The 13767-nt window shown below is 60.8% G+C and carries 13 protein-coding genes; 10 read left to right on the top strand and 3 right to left on the bottom strand.

What is annotated here, in order from left to right; genetic code table 11:
* Positions 1 to 168: 168 nt before the first annotated feature.
* From ASF70_RS00280 to ASF70_RS00290, 3 genes are all read right to left on the bottom strand, one after another.
* Complete coding sequence (locus ASF70_RS00280) at positions 169 to 987, bottom strand: bifunctional allantoicase/(S)-ureidoglycine aminohydrolase (protein WP_062576455.1); 819 nt, start codon at positions 985 to 987, stop codon at positions 169 to 171.
* Positions 988 to 1063: 76 nt separating this feature from the next.
* Positions 1064 to 2596 (bottom strand): altronate dehydratase family protein, encoded by a 1533-nt coding sequence (locus ASF70_RS00285; RefSeq protein WP_062576457.1) that lies wholly within the window; start codon positions 2594 to 2596, stop codon positions 1064 to 1066.
* 55 nt (positions 2597 to 2651) lie between these two features.
* Positions 2652 to 3338, bottom strand: coding sequence for a FadR/GntR family transcriptional regulator (locus tag ASF70_RS00290; RefSeq protein WP_062576459.1), 687 nt, complete (start codon positions 3336 to 3338; stop codon positions 2652 to 2654).
* Between the two features lie 220 nt (positions 3339 to 3558).
* On the opposite strand from ASF70_RS00290, the gene ASF70_RS00295 reads away from it, so the two are divergent.
* The 10 genes from ASF70_RS00295 to ASF70_RS00340 all read left to right on the top strand — a co-directional run bounded on the left by ASF70_RS00295 (position 3559) and on the right by ASF70_RS00340 (position 13754).
* Entirely contained in the window at positions 3559 to 5151 is a 1593-nt protein-coding gene (locus ASF70_RS00295) for a sugar ABC transporter ATP-binding protein (RefSeq protein ID WP_062576461.1), read from the top strand.
* Complete coding sequence (locus tag ASF70_RS00300; RefSeq protein ID WP_062458936.1) at positions 5144 to 6172, top strand: ABC transporter permease; 1029 nt, start codon at positions 5144 to 5146, stop codon at positions 6170 to 6172. The genes ASF70_RS00295 and ASF70_RS00300 overlap by 8 nt, the downstream gene beginning before the upstream one ends.
* Before the next feature lie 87 nt (positions 6173 to 6259).
* On the top strand, positions 6260 to 7201 hold the full coding sequence (locus ASF70_RS00305; protein ID WP_062576463.1) for an ABC transporter substrate-binding protein: 942 nt from the start codon (positions 6260 to 6262) through the stop codon (positions 7199 to 7201).
* Positions 7202 to 7275: 74 nt separating this feature from the next.
* A complete protein-coding gene (locus ASF70_RS00310) occupies positions 7276 to 8289 on the top strand; it encodes an aldo/keto reductase (protein ID WP_062576464.1) in 1014 nt (337 codons plus the stop codon).
* Positions 8290 to 8292: 3 nt separating this feature from the next.
* Positions 8293 to 9114 carry an amidohydrolase family protein gene (locus ASF70_RS00315; RefSeq protein WP_062576466.1) on the top strand — a complete coding sequence of 274 codons (822 nt, stop codon included), beginning with the start codon at positions 8293 to 8295 and terminating at the stop codon, positions 9112 to 9114.
* Position 9115: 1 nt separating this feature from the next.
* The gene (locus ASF70_RS00320) at positions 9116 to 10126 is read left to right on the top strand and encodes a zinc-binding alcohol dehydrogenase family protein (RefSeq protein WP_062576468.1); all 1011 of its coding nucleotides are present in this window, start codon (positions 9116 to 9118) and stop codon (positions 10124 to 10126) included.
* Between the two features lie 10 nt (positions 10127 to 10136).
* Positions 10137 to 10466: an L-rhamnose mutarotase gene (locus ASF70_RS00325; protein ID WP_062458922.1), complete on the top strand. Its 330-nt coding sequence runs from the start codon at positions 10137 to 10139 to the stop codon at positions 10464 to 10466.
* Between the two features lie 25 nt (positions 10467 to 10491).
* A complete protein-coding gene (locus ASF70_RS00330; RefSeq protein ID WP_062576470.1) occupies positions 10492 to 11223 on the top strand; it encodes an SDR family oxidoreductase in 732 nt (243 codons plus the stop codon).
* A 76-nt stretch (positions 11224 to 11299) separates the two neighbouring features.
* Entirely contained in the window at positions 11300 to 12577 is a 1278-nt protein-coding gene (locus ASF70_RS00335) for an L-fuconate dehydratase (RefSeq protein ID WP_062576472.1), read from the top strand.
* 61 nt (positions 12578 to 12638) lie between these two features.
* Positions 12639 to 13754 carry an anhydro-N-acetylmuramic acid kinase gene (locus ASF70_RS00340; protein WP_062576474.1) on the top strand — a complete coding sequence of 372 codons (1116 nt, stop codon included), beginning with the start codon at positions 12639 to 12641 and terminating at the stop codon, positions 13752 to 13754.
* Positions 13755 to 13767 lie beyond the last annotated feature (13 nt).

The following is a 13767-nucleotide window of genomic DNA, read 5'->3' on the forward strand; positions in this document are numbered from 1 at the left end:
AGAACGGACGCAAGCTACGTGCCAGTTGTAGCCTCTCATAAGTTTCAATGACTTGCCAGACGGCGCCTCGAAGATATTTTATCGGCTGATAAATTTTTGACCATTTGATAAATTTTTCGGTGGGAGATCTGCCGAAGCCGTGTGCAGCAACGGCTTCGGCAGGTCCCGTTACAGTGCGGGATGCCGGTTGACGTCTTTGTAGAGCAGGTAGCGGAAGCGACCGGGACCACCGGCATAGCAGGCCTGCGGGCAGTAGGAGCGCAGCCACATATAGTCGCCGGCTTCCACCTCGACCCAATCCTGGTTCAGGCGGTAGACGGCCTTGCCTTCCAGAACATAGAGCCCGTGTTCCATGATGTGGGTTTCCATGAACGGGATCACCGCACCCGGCTCGAAGGTGACGATGTTGAGGTGCATGTCATAGCGGATGTCTGAGGGATCGATGAAGCGGGTCGTCGCCCATTTGCCGTCCGTATCGGGCATAGGGTCGAGCACGCAGTCGTCTTCATGGGTAAAGATCGCCGGCGGCATGTCCAGACCATCGACCACCTGGAACGCCTTGCGAACCCAGTGGAACCGCACCGGAGCGTCACTGCGGTTCCAGATCTGCCATTCCGAGCCTGCCGGCAGATAGGCAAACGATCCGGTCCGCAACTGGTTTTGCTGGCCGTCCATCTCGATCGTCATTTCCCCATCCACGACGAAGATGGCGGCCGAGGCGCGCGGGTCGGGCTCGGGACGAGCGCTACCGCCCTGCGGAGCGACTTCCATGATGTATTGCGCAAAGGTTTCGGCGAAACCGGAGAGCGGCCGGGAAATGATCCAGGCGCGCGCATTCTCCCAATGCGGCAGCATGCTGGTGACGATGTCGCTCATGACAGTACGCGGAATGACCGCATAGGCGGTTGTGAACACCGCCTTGCTACTGAGAAGGTTCGTCTGTGGCGGCAGGCCACCCATATTCGAGTAGTAACGGCTCGTCGTCATGCGCTGCGATTCCCCATGCTTGGCTTATCCTTCAGGTGTAAGCACGGTTTTCACGACGGGCAATATGCGTTTTCCGTCAGGTGACGGCACCGACCTGCCACGGCACGAATTCGTTGTCGCCATAGTCGTAGATCTCGCTCACGGTCTTTTCGCCCGAGGCGACAGCGATCACATGCTCGAAAATCCGCTCGCCCGACTGCTCGATCGTCTCGTCGCCGGTGACGATCCCTCCACAGTTGATGTCCATGTCTTCCTTCATGTGCTCGTACATTTCGGAATTGGTGGCAATCTTGACGCAAGGCGCCGGCTTGAAACCGGACACCGAGCCGCGTCCGGTTGTGAAGCAGATGACGTTGCAGCCGCCCGCAACCTGGCCGGTCACGGCGACCGGATCATAGCCGGGCGTATCCATGAAGACGAAGCCCTGCTCTGTCACCGTCTCGGCAAACTCGTAGACCGCCTTCAGCGGCATGGAGCCCCCCTTGGCGACGGCACCGAGCGACTTTTCCAGGATAGTCGTAAGACCGCCGAGCTTGTTGCCGTAGGATGGGTTATTGTTCAGCTCGTCGCCATTTCGCGCCGTATAGTCGCGCCACCAGTCGATGCGCGACAGAAGCTTCTGCGCGACTTCAGGTGTCGAAGCGCGGCGCGTCAGGAGATGTTCGGCGCCGTAGATCTCAGGCGTTTCGGCAAGAACGGTCGTGCCGCCATTGCGGACGATCAGATCCGAAGCATGGCCGAGCGCCGGGTTCGCGGAAATGCCCGAATAGCCATCCGAGCCGCCGCATTCGAGAGCAAGCTTCAGCTTCGACAAGGGCTGCTGCGTGCGCATCGCGGAATTCACCATGGGCAGCATTTCCTTGATGATGGAGATCGCAGCGTCGATCGTCTTCTTGGTCCCGCCATGCTGCTGGATCGTCATTGTCCGCAGCCGCTCGCCCTCTTCCATCCGGTAATGTTCGAGGATTGGTGCGATCTGGTTGGTCTCGCAGCCGAGGCCGATCATCAGGATCCCACCGAAATTGGGATGACGGGCATAGCCCTGGATGGTGCGGATCAGCAGGCGATAGCCTTCCGACTTGTTGTTGATCGCGCAGCCGCTGCTATGCGTCAGCGCGACAACGCCATCGATATTGCCAAACCCGTCCAGCCCGCCCATGCGGTTGAAGTAATCGGCAATGTAGCGGGAGACGGTGGCGGAACAGTTTACCGAGGAAATGATGCCGATGTAGTTGCGCGTACCGGCACCACCGAGGCCACGATCGAAACCCATGAATGTCCGGCGCTGCTCGAGCGGCAGAAGGGCACGCTCGCCCCCATCGACGCAGAACTGGTGCTCGTGCGTGGAGGGAAGCATGGCCAGATTGTGCAGGTGCACGTGATTGCCGGGAGCGATATCCTGTGTCGCAAGACCGATCACCTGACCGTATTTCTTGACTTCCTGCCCGGCCGCAATCGCCCTGAGCGCAACCTTGTGGCCTCGGCCGATCAGATCGCGCGCCATCAAGGCCTCGATGCCAACAGGCGAACCCTGCTGGATCGACCGGCGGGCAACGGCAACGTCATCGGCGGTATTGAGCACGATGACCGGGGATGTCATGTCATTCATAATGGACCTCCTCCCTGGAGGTATCAAAGTCGTGGTTGGATTTGGCTTTAAGCTGTTAGCGATCGAGCCAGCGGCGTTTCGATTCCTCCAGATGCATGCGCATCATCGCCTGGGCGAGCAGCCCGTCGCGCGCCTCCAGCGCGGTCAGGATTTCCTCATGCTCTGCCAGTGCGAAACTCCATGTTTCCGGCGTTTCGAAATGCTCCCGAAGCTGGGCAGAAAGAGGGCTGTGCCGCTCGTCGAACAGGTCGCCGACGATGCGGCCGATGACGCTGTTTCCAGATTGGGTGGCGATCGTCAGGTGGAACTGGCGGTCCTGGTCGACCGGCTTACGGCCCTCCTCGATCTCTATCGCCATTGCCTCAAGCGTTTGACGAAGCGAGGCGAGCCCGTCGGGCGTGATGCGCGCGCAGGCAAGAACGATGGCGGCCCCTTCGATCGTCGCGCGCGCCTGCATCAGTTCGGCCGGGCTCTCTCCCATCGAACCGGACCAGGCCGGTCGCCGCTCGGCCGCCGGAACGACATAGACGCCGGACCCCATGCGGATCTCGACCGTGCCATCAAGCTCAAGCGCGATCAGCGCTTCCCTTAGCGACGGGCGCGACACGCCAAGCTGCTGCGCAAGCTCCCGTTCCGCCGGCAGGCGCTGGCCAAAACGAAACTGCCCATTCTGCACCAAGCCGCGGATCTGGTCTGCGATCTGTTGGTAAAGCCTGCGTTCCGGGATCCGTATTCCGTTCATGTGCGCTCCAAAACTGGCCTTACCATATTAGCTCACCATGGAACTGGCAAGGCCAATGACGAGGCTGGAAGGCCGCTTCTTCGGAGGTAGAAGCAAAATACGAACGCAACAGCAAAACTGGCTTGACCATTTTGGTAAGGCCGCTTAGCACTATTGGCCAGACCGGATGGGTGGAGCTGACCGGCAGTCGCAAGCTTGCGACAAGAGGAGGATGTGGAGGATGCAGACCGATCAGTCGGTACTTGAGGCGCGTTTGCGCCCGGCCGTCGGCGTGCCCGCAGATGAAGCACTTCTGCGGCTCGACAACATCTCCAAGGAATTTCCAGGCGTCAAAGCTCTGGCCGATGTCAGCTTCGACCTTCGTCGTGGCGAAGTGCATGCCGTGTGCGGCGAAAACGGTGCGGGAAAATCGACGCTGATGAAGATCATCAGCGGCGTTTACCAGCCAACATCGGGCACCATCACATACAAGGGCGAGGAGCGGAATTTCTCGTCGACGCGGCAGTCCGAGTCCGCCGGCATCGCCATCATCCACCAGGAACTCAATCTGGTTCCGCATCTGACAGTCGCCGAAAACATCTATCTCGCCCGCGAGCCTCGCCGCGGCTTTCTCGTCGACCGCAAGAAACTCCGGGCAGATGCCAAGCGCTGTCTCGACCGGCTGGGCGTCGATATCAGCCCTGATGTCTCCGTCCGTGGGCTTTCCGTGGCGCAGTGCCAGATGGTGGAGATCGCCAAGGCATTGTCGCTGGATGCCGAAGTCCTGATCATGGACGAGCCAACCTCGTCCTTGACCGAGCAGGAAACGCGGCTTCTGTTCAAAGTCATCCGTGATCTCAAGACATCAGGCGTCGGGGTCGTCTACATTTCTCACCGGCTCGACGAAATGGCCGAAATCGTCGATCGCGTCACAGTACTGCGCGATGGTCGTTACATTGCCACCGACGATTTTGCCGCGACGACCGTCGATGACATCGTCGCCAAGATGGTCGGCCGCTCGCTGGAAGAAAAGTTTCCAGAGAGAACCTCGACGCCGAGTGACGACGTCATTCTCGGCGTAGAAGGCCTCAATCGCACCGGTGTCTTCAGCGACATCTCGTTCACGCTTCGGCGCGGCGAAATTCTCGGTTTTGCAGGCCTGATGGGTGCCGGGCGCACCGAAGTCGCGCGCGCGATCTTCGGCGCCGATGCGATCGATGCCGGCACGATCACCCTGCATGGCCAGACACTGTCGATCTCCTCGCCGCGGGATGCGATCGATGCGGGCATCGCCTACCTCTCGGAAGACCGCAAGGCACAAGGGCTGGCGATCAAGATGCCTGTTGATGCGAACATGACGCTCGCCAACATGGAAGCGCTCTCCGATCGCTTGGGACTGATCGATTTCAAGGCGCAGGACAAGGTCGCCAACGAGTATGTCGAGCTCCTTAACATCCGCACGCCGTCGATCCGGCAGCAGGTGCGGCTTCTTTCGGGCGGTAACCAGCAAAAGATCATCATCGGCAAATGGCTGTTCCGCAAGTCGAAGGTTCTGTTCTTCGATGAGCCGACCCGCGGCATCGACGTGGGCGCAAAGCTCGCAATCTACAAGATCATGGACGAACTGGCCGCAAACGGCATCGGCGTGGTGCTGATCAGTTCGGAACTGCCCGAAATCATGGGCATGACGGACCGGGTTGCGGTCTTTCACCATGGCCGGATCACCGGCGTGCTGGAAACGGCAAAGACCAACCAGGAAGAGATAATGCGCTACGCCTCCGGCTACAGCCGGACATCAGGTGCGGACGCTGGCGCAAGGAGCAAGCATGGCTGATATTACCGAACCCTCGAAGTCGCGGAGCGTTTCGCTGAGCGACCGCCAAAAGGACATCATCCAGAAGTTTGCAGCACTCGGCAGCCTGTTTGTTCTTGTGCTGGTGTTTTCATTCAGCAGCAACGCCTTCTTCACCGTCAACAATGCGATGACGATCGCCTTGCAGGTCACCTCGATTGCCCTTCTCGGCATCGGTGCCACCTGCGTCATCATTACCGGCGGCATCGATTTGTCCGTCGGCTCTGTGCTGGCGCTGGCAGGCGTCGTCGCGGCTCTCTGCGTCAAGGAGCTCGGCCTGCCGGTTCCGCTCGGCATGTTCGTCGGCATTCTCGTCGGCAGCCTCTGCGGCCTGATCAACGGCATTCTGGTGACCCAGATGAAACTGCCGCCCTTTATTGCGACGCTCGGGATGATGCTGATCGCCCGCGGCGTGGCGCTTCAGATTACCGGTGCCCGCGCTGTTTCCGGCCTTGGCGAATCCTTCGGCGTGCTTGGCAACGGCTCGTTGTTTCGCGTCGTCACCATCGGCGACGACGGCTTCCCGACGGTGGTCTTCCCGGGCATCCCCTATCCGGTCATCCTGATGATCGTGATTGCGATTGCCGTGTCCTTCATGCTGAACCGCTCCGTGCTCGGCCGCCATATCTACGCCGTCGGTTCGAATGCAGATGCTGCCCGGCTTTCCGGCGTCAATGTCGCCCGCGTCACCAATTTCACCTACATATTGTCGGGCACGCTCGCTGGCCTGACCGGTTGCGTGCTGATGTCCCGCCTCGTGACGGCGCAGCCGAACGAAGGCGTGATGTACGAACTCGATGCCATCGCCAGCGCCGTCATCGGCGGCACCTCGCTGATCGGCGGTGTCGGCACGATTTCCGGAACGGCAATCGGCGCCTTCGTCATCGGCATCCTGCGCAACGGGCTTAACATGAACGGCGTTTCCGCCTTCACACAACAGATCATCATCGGCCTCGTCATCCTGATCACCGTCTGGATCGATCAACTGCGCAACCGCCGGTGAAGAAGGGTGCGGACCCTTTTCCGCGACAATGGGGGTGGGAGTTCCCCGGGACGGCCAAAACAGCCGTCCATTTGAGGAGGATTGAACATGAAGAAACTAGCAACCGCGTTGCTTGCCTCGGCGATGATCTTGGGTGCGGCCTCCGCACAGGCAGCCGAGATCGCCGTCATCGTCAAGACCGTCAACTCGACTTTCTGGCAGAACGTCCAGAAGGGCGCTGATGCCGCCATGAAGGAAGTCGGCGCCGGCAATACGATGACCTTCCAGGGTCCGGCTTCGGAATCCGCCATCGCCGACCAGGTCAACATGGTCGAGAACGCCGTCAACCGCGGTGTCGCCGGCATCGTTCTTGCGCCGTCCGATCCGGACGCGCTGATCCCTGCCGTCAAGAAGGCCTGGGAAGCTCGTATCCCGGTCGTGATTGTCGACTCGATGCTCAGCAAGGGGTCGGAACAGTATTACCAGTCGTTCCTCGCCACCGACAACAAGACTGCCGGCGAACTGGCTGCCAAGGCGTTGATCGAGAAGGTCGGCAAGGAAGGCAAGATCGCCGTCATGTCCTATGTGGCAGGCGCCGGCTCCGAGATCGGCCGTGTTGGTGGCTTCACCGACTATATCAAGGCCAACTCGAAGCTCCAGATCGTCGGCCCGTTCTACTCGCAGTCGCAGATGGCGACGGCGCTGAACCAGACCACGGACGTTCTGGCCGCCAATTCCGACCTCAAGGCCATCTTCGGCGCCAATGAGCCGACGGCAATCGGCATGGGCCGCGCCATCAAGCAGTCCGGCAAATCGGGCAAGCTTGTCGCGATCGGTTTCGACGGTAACCAGGACCTGCAGGAATTCGTCAAGGACGGCACGCTCCAGGCGATCGCAGTCCAGGGCTCGTTCCAGATGGGCGATCTCGGCGTCAAGACGATCTCCAAGCTTCTGAAAAAGGAAAAGGTCGAGAAGTTTGTCGATACGGGTGTCGTCGTCGTCACCAAGGACAATATCGACAAGCCGGAAGCCAAAAACGTTCTCTATTAAGCCTCCCCGCCTCGATACGCGTCGCGAATGGCGCGTATCGTCTTTCTCTGCAGTGATAAAATGAAGGTTGCCCGATGAACGCCAGTGATACCCGCAAATTCCCGCGTGTCGATTTGGATGTGACGCTGATCGGCCTCGGCTGCGCGCAGATGGGCAACCTTTATCGCGTCACACCCTATGCGGAATCCGCTGGCGCTTTTAAGTCCGCGTGGGATGCCGGTATCCGCTATTTCGACACCGCGCCCTTCTATGGCTTCACCCGCTCCGAACGCCGCCTCGGCACGATGCTGACCGACCTGCCTCGCGAAGACTATGTGCTGAGCACCAAGGTCGGCCGCGTCATGACGCCGGATGAGACGGTTGGACCGGAAGAGGACGGCTACGCCGAGCCCCTGCCCTTCCGTCCCGTCTACGACTACAGCTATGACGGCATTCTGCGGTCCTTCGAGGCAAGCCAGCAGCGGCTTGGTATCCTGAAGCCGGACATCCTCTATATTCACGATATTGGTCGCATGACGCATGGCGACCGCCACGATCACTACTGGCAGCAACTGACCGATGGCGGCGGTTTCAAGGCGCTGGGCAAATTGCGGGATGAAGGGTCGACCAAGGCTGTCGGCCTCGGCGTCAACGAATGGGAAGTCGTCGCCGACGCGATGAAGGTTTTCGACATCGACTGCACGATGCTGGCCGGTCGCTACACGCTGCTCGAACAGGACAGCCTCGGCTTCATGGATGAATGCGCGAAGCAAGGCGTCGCGATCGTTGCCGCGGGACCGTTCAATTCCGGGCTGCTCGCCGGCAACAAGAAGTTCAACTATACCGAAGCCCCGGCTGAGATCCTTGCGCGCGTCGAACAGTTGCGTGCCGTCTGCGAGGAAGAAGGCGTGACGCTTCAGGCGGCCGCACTTCAGTTCCCGCTGGCGCATCCGGCTGTCGCGACGATCGTCTCCGGCGCCCGCAATGCCGAACAGATCACCTCGAATGTGGACTGGTTTGCCGAGGAAATCCCTGCATCCTTCTGGTCGCGCCTGAGCGAAAGCGGGCTTCTGGCCGAAGGCACCCCTCTACCCGGCATCGGAGCCTGATCGATGCGGATCGATGCCCACCAGCATTTCTGGCGGATCGCCGACCGGACCGGCCAATGGCCAGGGCCGGAGCTTGAGGCCATTCACCGGGATTTCCTGCCGGACGACCTGCGGCCGTTGTTGGACGAAGCCGGCGTCGATGGCACCGTGCTGGTGCAGACGATGGAGACGCAAGCCGATACGCAGTTCATGCTGGATCTAGCCGACAACCACCCTTTCATCCTGGGCGTGGTCGGCTGGACGGATTTAAAAGCATCGGATGTGCAGGAGAATATTCGACAGCTGGCAAGCCACAGTAAGCTGAAGGGTTTCCGCCCGATGCTGCAGGACATGGGCGATGACCGGTGGATCGACGATCCCGCGCTGGACGTCGGTATCGCGACGATGATCGAACATGATCTGGTGTTCGATGCGCTTGTTCTGCCGAGGCATCTGGCACCGCTTTGCAACTTCGCGCGGCGCCATCAGAAACTTCAGATCGTCATCGACCACGGCGCCAAGCCGCCGATCGCCGAGGGCCGGTTTATCGACTGGTATGCCCGCATGAAAGCGCTGGCGGCCCTGCCGAACGTCCATTGCAAGCTATCGGGCCTTCTGACCGAAGCGGGAGACCAGAAGCCGCAATCCGTGCGCCCCTATGCGGAAACGATCTTCGACCTGTTCGGACCGGATCGCGTCATCTGGGGCAGCGACTGGCCGGTCCTGAGGCTTGCCGGGGAATACGGTGCGTGGCTCCGGCAATGCCTGGATATCGTCCCGCAAGAGCACCATTCGTCCGTCTTCGGCGGCAATGCCAAACGTTTCTATCGACTGAAAGAGATCTAGGATGCTGACTATCATATGCGATGAACCGGGCAAACTTTCGGCGATCGAGCGGGACAAGCCCGCACGTGGCGAAGGCGAGGTGCTTCTGAAGGTCCGCCGTATCGGCGTCTGCGGCACCGACCTGCATATCTTCACCGGCAACCAGCCCTATCTGTCCTATCCGCGCGTGATGGGTCACGAACTCGCGGCAACCGTCGAGGAAGCGCCGAAGGGAAGCTCGCTTCAGGTGGGCGATATCGTCTCGATCATCCCCTACATTTCCTGTGGCCACTGCAACGCCTGCCTGAAGGGCAAGACCAACTGCTGCCGCAACATCGGCGTGCTCGGCGTCCATCGCGATGGCGGCATGACGGAATATCTGAGCATTCCCGAGCAGTTCGCGGTGAAGGCAGACGGACTGACGCTTGATCAGGCTGCCATGGTCGAGTTTCTGGCGATCGGCGCACATGCCGTCGCCCGCGCACGGGTCGAAAACGGTCAGAAGGTTCTCGTCGTCGGGGCCGGCCCGATCGGTCTGTCGGTCGCAATTTTTGCGCAGCTGGAAGGTGCCGAGGTTACTGTCATCGACGGTCGTGAAGACAGGCTGGAGTTCGCCAAGAGCCAGTTGGGCATTACGTCCACGGTCGCGCTTTCCGCTGATGACGCCGACCAGCTTTCCGCGATCACCAATGGCGATTTTTTCGACGCGGTGTTTGACGCGACCGGTAACCCGAAAGCGATGGAGCGCGGCTTCTCCTTTGTCGGACACGGCGGCACCTATGTCCTGGTGTCGATCGTCTCCAGCACGATCGGCTTTTCGGATCCCGAGTTTCACAAGCGCGAAACGACGCTTCTCGGCAGCCGCAACGCGACGATTGCGGACTTCGAGCGGGTGATGGACGCGATGCGCGCCGGCGATGTTCCGGATGCCTTGATTACGCACCGCATGCACCTTTCGGATGTGCCGGACCGGTTTTCCAAACTGACGGATCCCGCGCAGGCGGTGGTCAAGGCGCTCATTGAAGTCGCCTGAGGAGTAAGTCATGCAGCGCATGGGAATGATGATCGGCGTGCAGCCGGAGATGCTCGCAAAGTATCGGGAACTGCACGCGGCGGTGTGGCCCGAAATCCTCGACTTGATTTCTCGCTGCAACATCAGGAACTATACGATCTTCCTGCGCGAACCGGAAAACCTCCTGTTCGGCACATGGGAATATCACGGCACCGATTTCGCAGCCGACATGGCGCTGATGGCGGCCGACGAGAAGAACCAGGAATGGTGGGCCTTTACCATTCCCTGCCAGAAGCCTTTGGAAACGAGGGCCGAGGGCGAATGGTGGGCGATGATGGAAGAGGTTTTCCATCATGACTGACATGCAGAGAGGAGAGTTGAAGTCGATGGCAAATCTGAATGGCAAGACAGTTCTGATCACCGCGGCGGGTCAGGGGATCGGCCGCGCCAGTGCGCTTGCCTTCATCGCGGCAGGCGCCAAGGTTCATGCCACCGACATCAACGAGACGGCTCTTTCCGAGTTGCCGAAGCTCGACAATCTGACGACGGCAAAGCTCGACGTGCTGAACGAGGACGCGGTCAAGGCCTGCGTCTCTGATATCGGTCAGGTCGATGTGCTCTTCAACTGCGCCGGCGTTGTGCACGCCGGTTCGGTGCTGGAGATGCCGGATAGCGATCTCGATTTTGCCTTCGACCTCAACGTACGCGCCATGATCCGCACGATCCGTGCCGTGCTGCCGGGCATGCTGGAGCGCAGGGATGGCGCGATCATCAACATGGCCTCGGTGGCTTCCAGCGTGAAGGGCGTGCCGAACCGTTTCGCCTATGGTGTGACCAAGGCAGCTGTGATCGGACTGACCAAATCGGTCGCGGCCGATTACGTGACGCAAGGCATCCGCTGCAATGCGATCTGCCCGGGCACAGTGGAAAGCCCGTCGCTTCAGGACCGCATGCGCGCCCAGGGCGATTACGAAACGGCCCGTGCCGCCTTCATCGCCCGCCAGCCGATGGGCCGTCTTGGATCGCCGGAAGAGATCGCCGATCTCGCCGTCTATATTGCCACGGCCACCTATACGAGCGGACAGGCCTTCGCCATCGACGGCGGCTGGACCATCTGAGCCTTTCAATCCTCTGCCGTCCTTTACGGCGCACCACCCGATCATCTTGAACCGCCGACCAGCGGAAGGAATAGCTATGACCAAAGTTATCGATATGCGGGTTGTCGACCTGCGCTTTCCGACCTCGCAGAGCCTCGACGGTTCCGATGCCATGAACCCGGATCCGGATTATTCAGCCGCCTACGTGATCCTCGAAACCGACAATCCGGCGCTCAAAGGACACGGCCTCACCTTCACGATCGGCCGCGGCAACGACATCTGCTGCATGGCGATCGAGGCGATGCGCCACCTCGTGGTCGGTGCCGATACGCAGGTGATGAAGGCCAATCCGGGGAAATTCTGGCGGCACCTGACCGGCGACAGCCAGTTGCGATGGATCGGCCCCGACAAGGGCGCCATGCATCTTGCGACCGGCGCTGTCGTCAACGCCTTCTGGGACCTGCTCGCCAAGGAAGAAGGCAAGCCGGTCTGGCGGCTGGTGGCGGACATGTCGCCGGAAGAGATCGCCGATATCGTCGACTATCGCTATCTGACCGACGTTCTCACACGCGACGAGGCTCTCGCCATTCTCAGAAAAGCCGAGGCCGGGAAGCCGGAGCGGATCGCAATTCTGGAAAGCAGGGGTTATCCCTGCTACACGACCTCCGCCGGCTGGCTCGGCTATGATGACGAGAAGCTGCGCAGACTTTGCCAGGAAGCGATCGATGCCGGTTTCGATCATATCAAGATGAAGGTCGGCCGCGATCTGGAAGACGACATCCGCCGCCTGACCATCGCGCGCGAGGTGATCGGCCCCGACCGTTACCTGATGATCGATGCCAACCAGGTCTGGGAGGTCGACCAGGCGATCGACTGGGTCAACAAGCTCGCGTTCTCCAAGCCCTTCTTCATCGAGGAGCCGACCAGCCCCGATGACATTGCCGGTCACCGCAAGATCCGTCAGGCGATCGGGTCGGTGAAGGTTGCGACCGGCGAGATGTGCCAGAACCGTATCATGTTCAAGCAGTTCATCGCCGAGGGTGCGATCGATATCGTGCAGATCGACAGCTGCCGCATGGGCGGGCTGAACGAGGTTCTCTCCGTCCTGCTGATCGCCGCCAAGTATGGCCTCCCGGTCTGGCCGCATGCCGGCGGCGTCGGCCTTTGCGAATATGTCCAGCATCTCTCGATGATCGACTACGTTGCGGTGTCCGGCACGATGGACGGCCGCGTCATCGAATATGTCGATCACCTGCACGAACATTTCCTCGAACCCTGCGTCATCGAAAACGCCGCCTATATGCCGCCAAAAATGCCGGGCTTCTCGATCGAGATGAAGGCCGGGACGCTGGAGGAATTCCGCTTCGGACGTTGAGGGCGCCGGCGGTCTCTGTTACTCCCGGGTGATTGCATCGCTTGAACTTGAGGGATCTCCAATGGAGCCAATCTGGGCCGTCGGCCTGATGACCGGGACCGTCCTCGACGGCAATATCGACGTCGCGCTCTTGAAGACCGACGGAGAAACGGTGGAGACCTTTGGCGACTATACGTTGGCGCCGTATCCGCCCGAGATCCGGTCTCTTCTCGAGGAAACGCTCACCCAAGCGCGCGTCTGGGAATTCGAAGGACCGGAGCCAGCGATCTTCGCCGAGGCCGAGGAGGCATTGACGCGGGCGCAATCGCGGGCAGTGCAGGACCTTGTTGAGAGTGCCGGCCTGACGATGGCCGATATCGGCATCGTCGGCTTCCACGGCCAGACCGTCCTCCACCGTGCACCGACCTCTGAACGCCTCGGCGACACACGCCAACTTGGCGATGGCGAATTGATGGCCTCGATCTTGGGCTGCAAGGTCGCCTATGATTTCAGAACCGCGGATGTTCGAGCCGGTGGGCAAGGCGCACCGCTTGCCGCGGTCTATCACGCAGCCCTTTTGCGCGGGGTCGATCGATCGGGCGATAGCGCCGTTCTCAATCTCGGCGGTGTCGGCAATGTCAGCTGGCGGGACGGCGAGGACCTGGTGATCGCCTTCGATACCGGCCCGGCCAATGCTCCGCTCAACGATTTCATCAAGTCGCTGGGTTTGGGCGAGATGGACCGGGACGGCGCGCTTGGTGCTTCCGGCAAGGTCGATGAGGCGCGCCTGGCACGCCTGCTGCAGCATCCGTACATGACGGCACCCTATCCGAAATCCCTCGACCGCTATTCGTTTACCGCGGCCATGGCCGACGGGCTTTCACCCGAAGACGGCGCGGCTACACTTTCGGCCTTCACCGCATCGGCGGTCGGCAAGGCGCTCGACCTTTTGCCGAGACGTCCGAAGCGGCTGATCGTGGCCGGTGGCGGGCGTCGCAACCCGACGATCATGGCGATGCTTCAACAGCGCGCCGGCGTCGAGGCCGTCTCTGCCGACGAGTTCGGCTGGCGGGGCGATGCGGTGGAGGCGGAACTGTTCGCCTTTCTCGCCGTGCGCGTGCTGCGCGGTCTGCCGATCAGCTTTCCGACGACGACGGGTGCGCCAAGGCCTCTGCAGGGCGGACGATTGGCGGGCTGACTTGAGGTTCAAG

The sequence above is a fragment of the Rhizobium sp. Leaf321 genome, assembly GCF_001423215.1.
Lineage (GTDB): Bacteria > Pseudomonadota > Alphaproteobacteria > Rhizobiales > Rhizobiaceae > Neorhizobium > Neorhizobium soli.

Coding starts and splice junctions, on each gene's coding strand:
- ASF70_RS00280 (WP_062576455.1), bottom strand. CDS start 987: ATGACGACGAGCCGTTACTACTCGAATATGGGTGGCCTGCCGCCACAG.
- ASF70_RS00285 (WP_062576457.1), bottom strand. CDS start 2,596: ATGAATGACATGACATCCCCGGTCATCGTGCTCAATACCGCCGATGAC.
- ASF70_RS00290 (WP_062576459.1), bottom strand. CDS start 3,338: ATGAACGGAATACGGATCCCGGAACGCAGGCTTTACCAACAGATCGCA.
- ASF70_RS00295 (WP_062576461.1), top strand. CDS start 3,559: ATGCAGACCGATCAGTCGGTACTTGAGGCGCGTTTGCGCCCGGCCGTC.
- ASF70_RS00300 (WP_062458936.1), top strand. CDS start 5,144: ATGGCTGATATTACCGAACCCTCGAAGTCGCGGAGCGTTTCGCTGAGC.
- ASF70_RS00305 (WP_062576463.1), top strand. CDS start 6,260: ATGAAGAAACTAGCAACCGCGTTGCTTGCCTCGGCGATGATCTTGGGT.
- ASF70_RS00310 (WP_062576464.1), top strand. CDS start 7,276: ATGAACGCCAGTGATACCCGCAAATTCCCGCGTGTCGATTTGGATGTG.
- ASF70_RS00315 (WP_062576466.1), top strand. CDS start 8,293: ATGCGGATCGATGCCCACCAGCATTTCTGGCGGATCGCCGACCGGACC.
- ASF70_RS00320 (WP_062576468.1), top strand. CDS start 9,116: ATGCTGACTATCATATGCGATGAACCGGGCAAACTTTCGGCGATCGAG.
- ASF70_RS00325 (WP_062458922.1), top strand. CDS start 10,137: ATGCAGCGCATGGGAATGATGATCGGCGTGCAGCCGGAGATGCTCGCA.
- ASF70_RS00330 (WP_062576470.1), top strand. CDS start 10,492: ATGGCAAATCTGAATGGCAAGACAGTTCTGATCACCGCGGCGGGTCAG.
- ASF70_RS00335 (WP_062576472.1), top strand. CDS start 11,300: ATGACCAAAGTTATCGATATGCGGGTTGTCGACCTGCGCTTTCCGACC.
- ASF70_RS00340 (WP_062576474.1), top strand. CDS start 12,639: ATGGAGCCAATCTGGGCCGTCGGCCTGATGACCGGGACCGTCCTCGAC.